Origin of the sequence: Pseudomonas sp. IT-P2, from assembly GCF_949767575.1 — a bacterium.
Lineage (GTDB): Bacteria > Pseudomonadota > Gammaproteobacteria > Pseudomonadales > Pseudomonadaceae > Aquipseudomonas > Aquipseudomonas pharyngis.
In genome coordinates this window covers 299,019-313,745 of the sequence record NZ_CATKQA010000047.1, presented here as the reverse complement: position 1 = coordinate 313,745, position 14,727 = coordinate 299,019, and the positions used below count along the sequence as shown (strand labels likewise).

Annotated in this window: 15 protein-coding genes; 5 read left to right on the top strand and 10 right to left on the bottom strand. The window is 58.9% G+C overall.

Translation table 11 applies throughout. From position 1 onward, the window contains the following. The 6 genes from msrQ to ACM6JM_RS27275 form a co-directional block, all read right to left on the bottom strand. A partial coding sequence (gene msrQ / locus ACM6JM_RS27300; protein ID WP_414882783.1) for a protein-methionine-sulfoxide reductase heme-binding subunit MsrQ occupies positions 1-609 on the bottom strand: 609 nt, incomplete at its 3' end. Then, positions 609-1,622, bottom strand: coding sequence for a protein-methionine-sulfoxide reductase catalytic subunit MsrP (gene msrP / locus ACM6JM_RS27295; protein ID WP_039771607.1), 1,014 nt, complete (start codon positions 1,620-1,622; stop codon positions 609-611). The genes msrP and msrQ, both read right to left, overlap by 1 nt. A gap of 62 nt (positions 1,623-1,684) precedes the next feature. Continuing rightward, on the bottom strand, positions 1,685-2,542 hold the full coding sequence (pssA, locus tag ACM6JM_RS27290) for a CDP-diacylglycerol--serine O-phosphatidyltransferase (protein ID WP_039771608.1): 858 nt from the start codon (positions 2,540-2,542) through the stop codon (positions 1,685-1,687). Positions 2,543-2,689: 147 nt separating this feature from the next. Beyond that, positions 2,690-3,706 (bottom strand): ketol-acid reductoisomerase, encoded by a 1,017-nt coding sequence (gene ilvC, locus ACM6JM_RS27285; RefSeq protein ID WP_007959661.1) that lies wholly within the window; start codon positions 3,704-3,706, stop codon positions 2,690-2,692. Between the two features lie 48 nt (positions 3,707-3,754). Next, the gene (ilvN, locus tag ACM6JM_RS27280) at positions 3,755-4,246 is read right to left on the bottom strand and encodes an acetolactate synthase small subunit (protein WP_003205610.1); all 492 of its coding nucleotides are present in this window, start codon (positions 4,244-4,246) and stop codon (positions 3,755-3,757) included. Positions 4,247-4,248: 2 nt separating this feature from the next. Next, the gene (locus tag ACM6JM_RS27275; protein ID WP_039771990.1) at positions 4,249-5,973 is read right to left on the bottom strand and encodes an acetolactate synthase 3 large subunit; all 1,725 of its coding nucleotides are present in this window, start codon (positions 5,971-5,973) and stop codon (positions 4,249-4,251) included. Between the two features lie 400 nt (positions 5,974-6,373). Between ACM6JM_RS27275 and ACM6JM_RS27270 the strand changes: the two genes are divergently transcribed. Further along, entirely contained in the window at positions 6,374-6,790 is a 417-nt protein-coding gene (locus tag ACM6JM_RS27270; RefSeq protein WP_039771610.1) for a DUF4124 domain-containing protein, read from the top strand. A gap of 18 nt (positions 6,791-6,808) precedes the next feature. Here ACM6JM_RS27270 and ACM6JM_RS27265 read toward each other — a convergent pair whose 3' ends face one another. From ACM6JM_RS27265 to mrcB, 3 genes are read right to left on the bottom strand one after another with little or no spacing between them, the layout of a single operon-like run. Then, positions 6,809-7,144, bottom strand: a complete 336-nt coding sequence (locus ACM6JM_RS27265) for a YqcC family protein (protein WP_064599443.1) — start codon at positions 7,142-7,144, stop codon at positions 6,809-6,811. Further along, on the bottom strand, positions 7,144-7,890 hold the full coding sequence (locus ACM6JM_RS27260; protein ID WP_064599445.1) for a hypothetical protein: 747 nt from the start codon (positions 7,888-7,890) through the stop codon (positions 7,144-7,146). Before ACM6JM_RS27260 ends, ACM6JM_RS27265 begins: the two co-directional genes overlap by 1 nt. Positions 7,891-7,906: 16 nt before the next feature. After that, on the bottom strand, positions 7,907-10,231 hold the full coding sequence (gene mrcB, locus ACM6JM_RS27255) for a penicillin-binding protein 1B (RefSeq protein WP_103385434.1): 2,325 nt from the start codon (positions 10,229-10,231) through the stop codon (positions 7,907-7,909). 118 nt (positions 10,232-10,349) lie between these two features. Between mrcB and ACM6JM_RS27250 the strand changes: the two genes are divergently transcribed. From ACM6JM_RS27250 to ACM6JM_RS27235, 4 genes are all read left to right on the top strand, one after another. After that, positions 10,350-11,906, top strand: coding sequence for an AAA family ATPase (locus ACM6JM_RS27250; protein WP_103385435.1), 1,557 nt, complete (start codon positions 10,350-10,352; stop codon positions 11,904-11,906). Between the two features lie 91 nt (positions 11,907-11,997). Further along, entirely contained in the window at positions 11,998-12,342 is a 345-nt protein-coding gene (locus ACM6JM_RS27245) for a pentapeptide repeat-containing protein (RefSeq protein ID WP_007959639.1), read from the top strand. A 222-nt stretch (positions 12,343-12,564) separates the two neighbouring features. Continuing rightward, positions 12,565-12,837 (top strand): TfoX/Sxy family protein, encoded by a 273-nt coding sequence (locus ACM6JM_RS27240; RefSeq protein WP_003228231.1) that lies wholly within the window; start codon positions 12,565-12,567, stop codon positions 12,835-12,837. A 15-nt stretch (positions 12,838-12,852) separates the two neighbouring features. Beyond that, entirely contained in the window at positions 12,853-13,644 is a 792-nt protein-coding gene (locus ACM6JM_RS27235) for a Crp/Fnr family transcriptional regulator (RefSeq protein WP_414882782.1), read from the top strand. 226 nt (positions 13,645-13,870) lie between these two features. Here ACM6JM_RS27235 and ACM6JM_RS27230 read toward each other — a convergent pair whose 3' ends face one another. Further along, on the bottom strand, positions 13,871-14,722 hold the full coding sequence (locus tag ACM6JM_RS27230) for a ChaN family lipoprotein (protein WP_414882781.1): 852 nt from the start codon (positions 14,720-14,722) through the stop codon (positions 13,871-13,873). Positions 14,723-14,727 lie beyond the last annotated feature (5 nt).

Below are 14,727 nucleotides of genomic sequence, written 5' to 3'. Positions count from 1 at the left end.
CTGAAAAACCTGCTTTTTACCCATCAAACGCGGGATCCGGCGGGTCAAGGGAGGAATCCGCAGCGCCAAAAGGAAAACACCTATAAAGGCATAGACTGCCCACTCCTTAAGATCGGCGCGCACGATCCACAACATATGCAGCAATCCCAACCCGAGAATCACATACACCAACCGGTGCAGCTTCTTCCAGCGGGTACCTAAACGGCGCTGGCTGTATCGGTTGGAGGTAACCGCCAATGCCAACAATCCCAGAAAACCCAGAGCACCCACAATGATGTAGGGACGCTTGCGCAGCTCGACACCCAGTTGCGACCAGTCGAAACCGAGAATGAACGCCATATAGCTGCAAAGATGCAGAACCACATAGGCAAAACACCAGAGCCCCAACTGACGGCGCACGGCAATCCACCCGGCCCACCCCGTAAGTTTCTGCAGCGGCGTCATACTCAGGGTGATCAACAGCAATACCAATGTCCCAAGCCCTAGCCGATCAACCAGGACTTTCCCCGGATCGGGTCCAAGCAGATCCGCAAAAGCCTGATAGAACCAGAACAGCGGCCAGATCGCCGCAGCCAGGAAAACACCTACGCGCCAGATCGGATATCGCATCAATAGTTCTTCCGCAGATCGAGCCCTGTATATAAAGAAGCGACCTCGTCCGCATAGCCGTTGAACATCTGCGTATCACGCACATTCGGCTTGAACAGGCTGTTGGGCAACCGCCTCTCCCGCGCCTGGGTCCAACGTGGATGGTCGACCGTAGGGTTCACATTCGCATAAAACCCGTACTCATCCGCCGCAATGCTCTGCCAGGTCGTCTTTGGCTGCTCGCTGACCAGACTGATCCGCACGATGGATTTGACGCTCTTGAATCCGTACTTCCAGGGCACCACCAGACGCAAAGGCGCACCGTTCTGATTTGGCAATTCGCGGCCATACATACCTACCGCAAGAATCGCCAAGGGATTCATCGCCTCATCCAGGCGCAAACCTTCAACATAGGGCCAGTCGATCAGGGCAAATCCCGAACGCTGTCCGGGCATGCTCTTGGGATCCTGCAAGGTTTCGAAGCGAATGTATTTGGCATTGGAAGTGGGCTCTACCTGCTTCAACAACGCCGAGATGGGGAAACCGATCCAGGGAATCACCATCGACCACGCTTCGACACAACGAAGACGGTAGATGCGCTCTTCCAGCTGGTAAGGTTTCATGAAGTCTTCCAGAGCATAACGCCCGGGCTTACCCACCTCCCCGTCCACGACAACACTCCACGGTTCGGTTTTCAACGACCCGGCATTGGCCGCCGGGTCGCCCTTGTCGGTACCGAATTCATAGAAGTTGTTGTAATGGGTCGCGTCTTTGAAAGGTGTGATCGCCTCATCCTTGACGTTCACCGCTCCCCATTTGACAGAAGGCAGTTTCTCGGCAAACCAGGCGGGCGCCTTTCCGGCTTCGACATCGGCATAGCGGGCGGCCTCTTCGGCACTGGCCCAGCGCGGCAGACTGCTCATGGCCAACCCGGCCGCAGTTGCTCCGAGCAATTGTCGGCGAGAGAGATAAATGGATTCAGGCGTGACGTCCGACTCATGGCAGTCGGACGCTTTGGGGACTTTGATCAGCATGGCAACTCCGCAGCTTTGGAGGACAGATGCACCATAGACTGCGGAGTATGAGGGAAATTACATCACTCGGCGTGTTTGTGACGACGAAGATGCAACAGATACTGCACCGGGCCCGACGCGGCATAAGCGAGGAACACCAGCAGCAGAATGCGAGGCGGATCGCTGAACACCACGGCAAACACCAGCACCACCGCCAGAATCGCCACGAAAGGCACGCGCCCCTTCAGATCCAGCTCCTTGAAGCTGTTGTACTTGATGTTGCTGACCATCAGCATGCCGGCGGCGGCCACCATCAGCGCAACCAGGAATGACATCTTCGAACCCTGGATCCCGTAATCGCTGAACGCCCAGACAATCCCCGCAACCACACCGGCAGCCGCCGGGCTGGCAAGACCGATGAAGTAGCGCTTGTCGGCGGTCCCCACCTGAGTGTTGAAACGCGCCAGACGCAACGCCGCACCCGCCACATAGATGAAGGCAACCATCCAGCCGACCTTGCCCATGTCACCCAGTGCCCAGCCGAAAGCCAGAAGCGCCGGCGCGACACCGAAAGCAACCATGTCCGACAACGAGTCGTACTCGGCACCGAACGCACTTTGGGTATTCGTCATGCGTGCCACGCGACCATCAAGGCCGTCGAGCACCATGGCGACGAAAATCGCGATGGCGGCAAAGGCGAAATACTTGCTCGCATTCGCCGCGTCCCCGGCACTCAAGGCAGCCTGGGCACTCATCGAGTTGATGATGGAATAGAACCCCGCGAACAGATTCGCAGTGGTGAACAGATTCGGCAGAAGATAGATACCGCGATGCCGGACTTTACGGCCTTCTGCGTCATGCCCTTCTTCGATGTGCTCATCGATGGGCAGCAGGCTTTCGGCGTCTGAAGCCTGGTTCGGCTCTTCGGGACGTTCGCTCATGGACAGTACCTTGCAACGGATTGGACATTTTCGACAGGTGTCTGGGACGACGGTTCGGCCACAAACGATGCAGCTTTATACCAGAACCGCCCGCCCATACGAAAAAACGCGGCCGAGGCCGCGTTTTTTCATACAAGGTTCGACGACTTAGTTTTTGGCTTTGTCGACGATCTTGTTGGCACCGATCCACGGCATCATGGAGCGCAGCTGCTCGCCGATGATTTCGATACCGTGAGCGGCGTTGTTACGACGCTTGGCGGTCATCGAAGGGTAGCCGGTTGCGCCTTCGCTGATGAACATTTTGGCGTATTCGCCGTCCTGAATACGTTTCAGGGCGTTGCGCATGGCCTGACGGGATTCGGCGTTGATCACTTCCGGACCAGTCACGTATTCGCCGTACTCAGCGTTGTTGGAGATCGAGTAGTTCATGTTGGCGATACCGCCTTCGTACATGAGGTCAACGATCAACTTCAGTTCGTGCAGGCACTCGAAGTAGGCCATTTCCGGCGCGTAGCCAGCTTCAACCAGAGTTTCGAAACCGGCTTTTACCAGTTCAACGGTACCGCCGCACAGAACGGCTTGTTCGCCGAACAGGTCGGTTTCGGTCTCGTCCTTGAAGGTGGTTTCGATGATGCCGGTACGACCGCCACCCACGCCGGCGGCGTAGGACAGCGCGACGTTCTTGGCGTTGCCCGAGGCGTCCTGGTAGATCGCGATCAGGTCAGGGATACCGCCGCCCTTCACGAACTCGGAACGTACGGTATGGCCCGGGGCTTTCGGCGCGATCATGATCACGTCGAGGTCGGCACGCGGAACAACCTGGTTGTAGTGAATCGCGAAGCCGTGGGAGAAGGCCAGGGTGGCGCCTTTCTTGATGTTCGGCTCGATTTCGTTCTTGTACAGCTGGGACTGGAACTCGTCCGGGGTCAGGATCATGACCAGGTCGGCACCGGCAACAGCGGCAGCCACATCGGTCACTTTCAGGCCGTGGGCTTCAGCCTTGGCAACGGTAGCCGAACCTTTACGCAGACCGACGGTAACGTCGACACCGGAATCTTTCAGGTTGCACGCCTGGGCGTGGCCCTGGGAGCCGTAACCGATGATGGCAACTTTCTTGCCCTGGATGATCGACAGGTCGCAGTCTTTATCGTAGAAAACTTTCATGAATTTCCCCTTTATATCCAGGCCGTTCAGGCCATTCGCTAATTTGGTTTAGATGCTGAGTACTTTGTCGCCGCGGGCAATACCGGTGACGCCACTGCGGACGGTCTCCAGAATCGATGCGGTGCCGATGGACTGAATGAAGCTGTCGAGCTTGTCGCTGGTACCGGTCAGTTGAACGGTATACACGCTGGCGCTGACGTCGACGATCTGTCCACGGTAGATATCGGTGGTGCGTTTGATCTCGGCGCGCTGGGCGCCAGTGGCCTTGACCTTGACCAGCATCAGTTCGCGCTCGATGTGAGCGCTTTCCGACAGGTCCACCAGCTTGACCACTTCGATCAGCTTGTTCAGGTTTTTGGTGATCTGCTCGATGATTTCATCGTGACCGACGGTGGTCAGCGTCAGACGCGACAGGGTCGGGTCTTCGGTTGGCGCCACGGTCAGGCTTTCGATGTTGTAGTTGCGCTGCGAGAACAGGCCGACTACGCGAGACAAAGCACCGGGTTCGTTTTCCAGAAGCAAGGAAATAATGTGCCGCATGATTAGGTACGCTCCGTCTTGCTCAGCCACATATCGCGCATCGAGCCGTCTTTGATCTGCATCGGATAGACGTGCTCGCTGGTGTCGACCGAAATGTCGATCACGACCAGGCGATCTTTCATGGCGAACGCCTCTTCCATCTTCGACTTCAAATCTTTCGATTCGGTGATGCGTACGCCGACGTGGCCATAGGCTTCAGCCAGCTTGACGAAGTCAGGCAAGGATTCCATGTAGGAGTGGGAGTGACGGCTGCCGTAACTCATGTCCTGCCACTGACGAACCATGCCCAGAACACCGTTGTTCAGGATGACGATCTTGACCGGCAAACCGTATTGCAGGCAGGTCGACAGCTCCTGGATATTCATCTGGATACTGCCTTCACCGGTGACGCACGCAACATCGGTGTCGGGGAAGCTCAAAGCGATACCCATCGCGGCCGGCAGACCGAAGCCCATCGTGCCCAGGCCACCGGAGTTGATCCAGCGGTTCGGCTTGTTGAACTTGTAGTACTGCGCAGCAAACATCTGGTGCTGGCCCACGTCGGAAGTCACAAAGGCGTCGCCCTTGGTCACTTCGCACAGGGTTTCGATTACGGTCTGTGGCTTGATCTTGCTGCCGTCGCCCTTGTCGTAAGGGAACAGGCCGCGATCACCGCGCCACTCGTCAACCTGCTTCCACCAGCTGGCGACCGCTTCCTTGTTCGGGGTTTCGCCGATTTCCTTGAGGATCGCGACCATTTCAGTCAGGACGCTGTCCACCGGACCAACGATTGGCACGTCGGCCTTGATGGTCTTGGAAATCGAAGCCGGGTCGATGTCGATGTGAATGATCTTGGCGTTCGGGCAGAACTTCGGCGCGCCGTTGATCACACGATCGTCGAAACGCGCACCGACCGCCAGGATCACGTCGGCATGGTGCATCGCAAGGTTCGCGGTATAGCTGCCGTGCATGCCGAGCATGCCGATGAACTGACGGTCAGTGCCAGGATAGGCACCCAGGCCCATCAAGGTATTGGTAACCGGCAGGTTGAGCATTTGCGCCAGTTCGGTCAGCGGCGCGGAGCCGTTGCCGAGAATCACACCACCGCCGGAGTACAGCACGGGACGCTTGGCCGCCAGGAGCATTTCTGCCGCCTTGCGGATTTGCCCGGAGTGACCGCGAACGGCCGGGCTGTAGGAACGCAGTTTGGCTTTCTTCGGGAAGATGTATTCGAACTTCTCGGCCGGGTTGGTCATGTCTTTCGGGATATCGACCACGACCGGGCCCGGACGACCGGATTGCGCCAGGTAGAAGGCCTTCTTCATGACTTCCGGGATTTCCGAGGCGTGCTTGATCATGAAGCTGTGCTTCACGATCGGCCGGGAGATACCGATCATGTCGGTTTCCTGGAACGCATCGGTGCCGACCATGGTGCTTGGCACCTGACCGGAAATGATCACCATTGGAATCGAATCCATATAGGCAGTGGCGATACCGGTGATGGCGTTTGTGGCGCCTGGACCGGAAGTCACCAATACCACGCCGGCTTTACCGGTGGCACGGGCGTAGCCGTCAGCCATATGGGTAGCCGCTTGTTCGTGACGAACCAGGATGTGGGTCACTTCCGGTTCTTTGAACAGGGCATCGTAAACATGAAGGAGAGCACCACCCGGGTACCCGTAGATATATTTGACGCCTTCGTCACGCAAAAAGCGGACGAGCATCTCACCGCCAGATAAAAGCTCCACGTTGTTCACCTCTAAAACGCCAGAATACCGTCCACAAAAAGGCGAACGGGTCTTAATAGGTTTACTTCTCGGCAGAGCATGAGCGACGGTGGTCGCCGACTACGTCAGCACTGACTGAGCAAGTATTGGGATCGTCCCAAGTGTTGCGGGCCTTTCCCACCCAGCGCGAGGTAACGCGTTGCGGGTGTAACAGGTCGACGCGGATATGCGCCTCATGATCTGCCGAGAGGGTCTGCTTCTGGCAGTCCCTGTACAGCGGACTTTGGATTCTTCTGTTTCGCCCTCTGCAAGTCAAGCCGTCTATGTGCTTAATTGTGGGTAAGCACATGAGAACGCAAGAAAAAACCTGGAAACCGCTACTCTGTTAGCTTCAATTGCGCAGTTTTGCCAAGGAATCAGCATGCGAACGCTTCTCTTAACTCTGCTAATCGGCGCCAGCCCATGGTGCATGGCCGCTCAGATCTACAAATGGGTCGACGCCCAAGGCGTCACCCATTTCGACCAACAGCCACCACAAGGGCAGTCGTCCACCGCCGTTAAGACACCCTCCTCTCCCGCACCAATACCTGCCGCATTACCTGGCAGCGGCGCGCTGGGCGATCAGAAAGCCATCGATGACAAGGTCAAGAAGCAAGTGGCCGAACAACAGAATCAACTCAAGGCATTTTGCGAACAGGCGCGCACGAATCTCGCGCAACTGCAGAACAATCCGCGCTTGAGGGAGGAGGTGGAGGGAGAACTGCGGCGGCTGAGCGACGACCAGCGCCAGCAGCGTACTGAAGAGGCAAAGAAACAGATAGCGGAAAACTGCCAGTGACGACTGGCAGCTCCCGGCTCAGCGTGAAGCGGTGATCAGCAGGTCGAACTCTTTGAGCAACACCTGAAGCTGCCGATCCTTGCCCTGCAGGTTGCGTTGGGCAAAAACCATCTCGGCCATTTCCTGAATGCCCGAAGCATTGGGCAACGGCAGATCCTGTTCGAGGATCATCTTCATCCGCGGCAGGAAGATCCATTGCAGCCACTGCTCGAAATCAAGCGTGTCGACCGAAAACGGCTCGACGCTGCTCAGGGCTTCGACCGAGGGCTGGACGTCATCCCACCAGCCCTGGGCGCGCAGTTCGCGCTCGATCAACAGCAATTGATCGGCGACTTTGGAGAAACGACTGTCCATCACAGCGAAACCTTGGCCTTCTGACGGGCCAGGGTGGCGCCGGCGGAATCACCTTGTTTCTCACGCGCCTGAGCGATCAATTCCCACAGACTGGCCTGCAAGTCCGGACGACCATTGGCCATGGTCAGTGCGCGACGAGCGGTCTGCTCGGCTTGTGGCGCATCGCCCTGGGCCATGCGCACCTGCGCCAGACGGTAAAGCACTTGCGGCTCGCGCGGCGCTACACGCTGGGCGCGTTCCAGGCTGGAGGACGCGCCGTTGAGGTCGCCACCGGCCTGCTGCTGTTGCGCAGTGGTCAACAGGGCGAGAACCGGGCCGTCCAGTTGTTCATCGGCAGACAGACCGCCGCCGCTGCTGGCCGATGGAATGCCGCTCGGCGTCGAAGGCATGCTGTAGCTGCCGGAGCTGATCGGCGCCGACTCGACCGCCGACGGGTTGTACGGCCCCGGTGTGATGCCACCCGACGCCGGGCCCGGAACGATCGGCGAAGTGCTGATCGGCGCCGAAGCCGCTGCGCCGCCCGGCACCATCACCACCACACCGGTATCGCCTTGCGGGATCGCCTGGGTCTGGGCCTGTGCAGGACGTTTCACCGTCGTTTGACGGAAACCGCCATTGGCCGAAATGCGCTCGCTGTTGGACACGGCGGTGCCGGAATCCACGACCGGGATCGAACCACGCTGTACGGTGGAGCAGCCGCTGAGCAAAGCCACGGCGGTCACCGCTGGAATCAACCACTTGTTCACTTGAAACCCTCTTTGCTTAATTCATCCAGCCCTTGACCCAATCCATCACCGACTCGCCCGAGGCCGGGCTTTCGCTCGCGCAAGAGGCGCCGGGTGGCGGTTCGCTGCCGCGAATATACGGCATCTGCACGGCGCCCGGACAGTTGGCATCGGAGCCTTGGCCGGTACGCGAATCGACCCAGGCCTGCACCACGTTATCCGGCTGCGGCATGTCCAGCGGCAGCGGATCGGCCTTGCGCATGAAACTGGTCCAGACCTGCAACGCACCGGTGGCCCCGGTGAACGGCGTCTTGCCGTTGTCGTCACGGCCGAGCCACACCACCGCCAGCAGATCCTGGCTGAAGCCGGCGAACCAGCTGTCGCGCGAATCGTTACTGGTGCCGGTCTTGCCCGCCAGTGTCAGGGTTCTTGGCAACACGTTATAAACCGAACTGCCAGTACCTTCACGCATGACCCGCTGCATGGCGTTCTGGATCAGGTAGATAGAGGCCGGATCGAAACGCTGCTCGATCTGGAACGGATAACGCTTGAGCGGCTCGCCGTCGGCAGTCAGCACGCTACGGATCCCGCGCATCGGCGTATTGAAACCACCGTTGGCCAGCGTCTGGTACATGGTCGCGACTTCAATCGGGGTCATGCCGCCCGCACCGAGCAGCATCGAAGGGAACGCCGGAAACTCGCGGGTCACGCCCAGGCGACCCAGCGTCTTGAGGACATTCGGAACACCGACCGCCAGACCGAGACGCGAGGTCGACAGGTTGTAGGAATGTGCCAGCCCCTGATACAGGAACACCGTACCGTGGGAGCGACGGTCATAGTTCTGCGGTTTCCAGACCTGACCATCCGCACCCTTGATTGAAAGCGGCTCGTCCGACAGCCAACTGGTCAACGTGTACTGGCTCGGTTTCTCCAGCGCCGTCAGATAAACCGCCGGCTTGATCAGCGAGCCAATCGGCCGCACCGCATCCAGTGCCCGGTTGAACCCGGCAAAACTCGCCTGACGGCTGCCGATCATGGCCTGGACTTCACCGGTTTCCGGATTGGTCACGACCATCGCCGCTTCCACGTCGTCGGAACCCTTGCGACCGGACAGACGCTTGAAGGTGTCGTTGACCGACGCTTCGGCTTTCATCTGCAGGATCGGATCGAAGCTGGTGAAAATCCGCAGGCCTTCTTCGGTCAAGTCTTCGTCGCGGTAGTCTTCACGCAACTGGCGTTTGACCAGATCGATGAAGCCCGGAAACGAACTGTCGGCCAGCTTGCCGCGCGTGGTTACGCCCAGCGGCATTTTCTTCGCGGCAGCCACCTGCTCGGCGGAGGCGACACCCTGCTGCTCAAGCACATCGAGCACCAGATTGCGTCGCTCCAGCGCCCGCTCCGGATTGCGGCGCGGGTTGTAATAGGACGGACCTTTGACCATCCCGACCAACAGCGCGACCTGGTGCAGCTTCAGCTCAGACAAAGGCTGGGCAAAGAAAAACTGGCTGGCCAGACCGAAACCGTGCACCGCTCGCTGACCGTCCTGACCGACAAAGACTTCGTTGAGGTAAGCCTCGAGGATTTCCTTTTTGTCGTAATGCAGCTCGAGCAGCATCGCCATCATCGCTTCGGTGAGCTTGCGGGTCAGGCTGCGTTCGTTGGTGAGGTAGAAGTTCTTGACCAGTTGCTGGGTCAGCGTACTGCCACCCTGAGTCATCTTGCCGCCAGAGGTGTTGACCCAGACTGCGCGGGCAATCGATTTCGGCGATACGCCCCAGTGGCTGTAGAAATCCCGGTCTTCCACGGCGACCAGGGTTTCCAGCAGGTACGGCGGCACCTGATCGAGCTTGATCAGAATCCGGTCTTCAAGATTTTTCGGGTAGATACCGCCGATCATCAGCGGCTCCAGGCGTACCACGGAGAGCTTCGAACCGTTGGTCGCCGAGAGTTCGGCCACGTAATCGCCGGAGAAACGCACGCGCACCGGCTGCGGTTTCTCGAGGCCTTCATAGAACTGGAAGCCACGGGTATTCAGATCAACCGTGTTGCCATTGACCGCCGCCGCGCCGGGACCGTTGCTCACGGCTTCGCGGCGATAGCCCAGGGCATCGAGTTCGGTGAGGAAATCGTCCTTGCTCAGCTTTTGTCCGACGAACAGCTCAAGCGGGCGCGCATACACCTTGGCCGGGATGGTCCAGCGCTTGCCGGAGAACTTCTCCTGCACCACGGCATCGAGGTAAACGGCGAAGCCGGCCAGCACCACAAGGCCGACCAGACTGAGTTTAAGGGCCCAGCCCAACCATGGGCGCAGGCCCCGGGAAGCTGGTTTTTTAGGGGTACGGGGGGATCGAGTACGAGTCATGGCGGCGGATTATACGCACTTTATTCATACTCAACAGGAGCGCTCCGAGGTTTGCGTCGGGCTGGCGAGCGGCCATAATGAGCGCCTTGAATTTCCCCCAGTCTCTGAAGGATCGTCCGTGAGCCAGTCCCTGATCGCTGCCCTGCAAAACCCGGCCCTCTACCCGCATCCCGTCGAAGGGTTCCAGGTCATCGAAACCCATATTTCGTGGGTGCTGCTCACCGGTCCCTACGCCTATAAAGTGAAGAAGCCGGTGAATTTCGGATTCCTCGACTTCACCAGCCTCGACTCCCGCGAGCACTTCTGCGGTGAAGAGCTGCGCCTGAACCAGCGCCTGACCGAAGATTTGTATCTGGAAGTGATTCCAGTGACCGGCAGCGCCGAAGCCCCGCAATTGGGTGGCGAAGGCCCGGCCATCGAATACGTGCTGAAAATGCGCCAGTTCCCGCAGACCGGCCTGCTCAGCACCCTGCAAGCCAACGGCGAGCTGACCACCGCGCACATCGACGCGATGGCCGAGCAGATCGCCCGCTTCCACCTCAACGCGCCGAAAGTCCCGACCGAGCACGATGCCGGCACGCCTGACAGCGTGATGGCGCCGGTGCGCCAGAACTTCGAACAGATCCTGCCTTTCCTCAGCGACAAGAACGATCTGCTGCAACTCGACGCTCTGCAAGCATGGGCTGAAAGCAGCTTCGATCGCCTCAAGCCGCTGTTCGCCCAGCGCAAGGCCGACGGCTTCACTCGCGAGTGCCACGGAGACATTCACTTGGGCAACGCGACGCTGATCGACGGCAAAGTCGTGATCTTCGACTGCATCGAATTCAACGAACCGTTCCGCTTCACCGACGTCTGGGCCGACACCGGTTTCCTGGCAATGGACCTGGAAGACCGTGGCCTGAAATCCCTCGCCCGTCGCTTCATCAGCCAATACCTGGAACTGACCGGCGACTATCAAGGCCTGGAAGTGCTGAACTTTTACAAGGCTTACCGCGCCCTGGTGCGTGCGAAGGTTGCACTGTTCAGCATGCCGGCCGATGCGACGCCGGTGCAGCGCGCCACCACCCTGCGCCAGTACCGCAACTACGCCAACCTGGCGGAAAGCTACAGCACCATTCCTTCGCGCTTCATGGCGATTACCCACGGCGTGTCCGCTGTAGGCAAAAGCCACGTGGCCATGCGTCTGGTCGAAGCGCTGGGCGCGATCCGTCTGCGTTCCGATGTCGAGCGCAAACGTCTGTTCGGCGAGCAAACCGTTGCCAATGATGTTCAGGCCGGGATCTACAGCGCCGATGCCAGCACCGCGACTTATGCTCGTCTGCATGAAATCGCCGAAGTGATCCTGCACGCCGGTTTCCCGGTGGTGATCGACGCCACTTACCTCAAGCGCGACCAACGCGACAACGCCGCCAAGGTTGCCGAAGCCACTGGCGCGCCATTCCTGATCCTCGACTGCAATGCTCCGCAGGCAGTGATCGAGAGCTGGCTGGCGATTCGTCAGGAGGACAAGAAGGATCCGTCCGACGCGACCCTCGCCGTGATCAAAGCCCAACAGGCCAATCGCGAAGCCCTGACTCCGGAAGAAATCCTGCGCAGCAAACGCGTGCAGACCAATGAATCCGGCACCCTGGACACCGTTGTGGCGCAGATCCGCCAGCGCCTGCCAGGCCTGTAAGAAACTATTTCGGCCGTGAAGCCCTCGCTCGCTTCACGGCCGTCAAATAGTGGCACTATACTGGCGTCATAAAACCAACAGGTGATTTGACATGAGCCAGCCGAAACTTCTCGACACCCCGCTTTATGCCTTGCTGCACAAAGACGACATCACAGGTTTCAACAATGAACGGCCGAAAGACGGCCCGATCGATATGGTCGGCGGCGACTTCCGTGGTCTCGACCTGCGCGAACTGAACGCCGATGGCGTGGATTTCCGGGACGCCTACTTTCGTTCCGCCGACCTGCGCGGCATCGACTTTCGCAACGCTTCGCTGGAGGGCGCAAGCCTGGCCCACGCGCAGATTTCCGGGGCCTACTTCCCGCCGGAGCTGAGTGCCGACGAAATCCTGATGTCGATGAATTTCGGTACGCGCCTGCGTTATCGCACTCGCTGAAGCTTTTAAAAACCTGAACCGTCCAGCGCCCCCGCTTTGCGCTGGACTGCGTGCTATTGGTAATTCCCCCTCGCCCTGCTCCGTGCTGATTCATCAGCGAAAAACTGACGTTTCTTAGAAGCGTTTGCGTCGAATCCGACCAAACAACCACGCTTTTCCTACTGATGGCTACACTCCTGAGAAGCTCGCCCACGCACCATTCGGCCGTCGCAAGGAGGCTTGATGAATGATGAACTGCAACACCTGAAGAATCTTGGCAAGACGTCGGCGCAATGGCTGCATGCCGTGGGCATCCATAGCGCCTCCGACTTGCGTCGCCTGGGCGCGGTGGATGCCTACCGGGCCGTGCGTACCCGCGGGTTCCGGGCGTCGAAGGTGTTGTTGTACGCGATCGAAGGGGCGCTGATGGATGTGCACTGGAACGACATTCCCGCCGAACGCAAGGATGCGCTGAACAAGCAATTGGAAGCCATTTCCTCTCGCCACAAGAACTGACGGGCACTGACCGCCATGTACCTGCTCGGGGAACAATCGGCCCAGGCCGATGCATTGATCAACCACTTGCAGAGCTTGCCTGCGCAATGGCTCGAAGCCTTGGCGCCGTGCGGGCCGACGCTGGAACTGGAAGCCACGGATGATTTGCTGACACGTTTGCCGGACGACCAGCTGTTCTTGCTCACGCAAGGTGTCATCACTGGCCGACTGGGCGGTCGCGGTCTTTTCTATTGGCATGAAGGAGATTTGATCGGCCTGCAGCAGGGGCCGGAATGGGCGGATTGCACGCTATACACGGAAAACCCGCTGACTTTACTGCCCTATCGTCGAAGCGATTTGTTTCAACATGTGTATTCCGATTCATCTCGCTCGGAGCAGTTTCTGCGCTACCTGCTGGGGCAAATGGCGCTGCTGGCCCACGCCGTTGCCGAGTTCAAGCCACGTGAGTTTCGCAGCACCAATGGGTTCAAGCGTTTCGAGGCCGGAGACGTTCTGATACGCCAGGGCGATGTCGCTGACCATGTATTCGTGATTATCGAAGGACACGCCGAAGCCTTTGTTAATGGGCACAAGGTAGGCGATGTGCCCAAGGATGAGATCTTCGGCGCGATGGCTGTGTTCACAGGTGAACCGCGCAATGCGACGGTGATTGCCCGGGAGGCGAGCACGGTGATGCTGATTCCCGGCGATCAGTTTCTGAGCATGACCCGCACCAATCCGAAAATCGCCCACAGCCTGATCGAAAGCATGGCGCGGCGTATCGACCAGCTCAACAAGCAGCTCACGGGATTTAACAGCCAGAACTGAAGCCCCTATTCACCGGGCGTTTACGCCATTGCCGGGACAAAACGACAGAAATGAAAAAACAGCAGTTGACTCGCTAATGAGAATCGCTATTATTATCACAACTGATCGCGAGATCAGTCGATATTCTGAAAAGCCCTTGGTTCGGACTCTCAGATTATCTCCTCATCAGGCTAATCACGGTTATTTGACCCGGTTTTTACCGGGTCTTTTTTTGCCTGTGGAAAAGTCATTGCTTGCCGAACTGCTTACGCATCTGCGCGCAATAATCCGGTTTCGGCGTGGCTGGGGTGAGCCAGACATAATCAGCCATCGCCGCCGTAACCCCACTGCCCTGCTCCGCCAGCATCAACACCGTCGGCGCTTGCGGCGCGCCCAGATCCAGCACATGCAGCGGCACACCGACATCCTTGCGCGCGTGATACGCACCCGCCAATAACAAGGCAGGCGCAGGCGCTGCCAGCAACCGCGAAGCCATGCGCCGATCCCGTTGTTGCTGAACGGCCAGCATCGCCGGCATTTGTGATGACGGCAGCAAGCCGCAGTGAGAATCGCCGATCTGCTCCAACAGCGTCTCTTTCACAGATTTGGCATTGCTGCGCTCACCGCTCAGAACCGGAGGATCGCGATAGAACGCACGGATTTCGATGTTATCGAGGTTCGCCGCCAGCAACGGCCAGGATTGCGTCAGGGCGAACCGCACAATCGGTCCGTAGAGATTCCAGTCCCAACCGTCCTGCCAGGCCAATGCAGCAGGAAGATCGGCCGGTGACGTTGCGGCATGGCGCACGTCATCGACACGCGACTGTTGATCGGGGGTCAGCATTTCCAACAGGAGACTGCCTTGGGGCCGCGCTTCTTCGAGGTTCTGCAACAACCACAATTGAATGGCATGGTGATCGGCGTTGTCATGCTGTTCGCCAATAATCACCTGCGATGGACTGCTCAACCGAGCCAGTAATTGCTGCGCCGTCAGATGCTCGCCGCTGCGCAGATCACGGATCTCGCCCACGACCGGCGGCGCCGCAACATGCTGGCAACCCGCAAGCCACAACACCGCCAACAGCAAAATCCCGCGCATACACT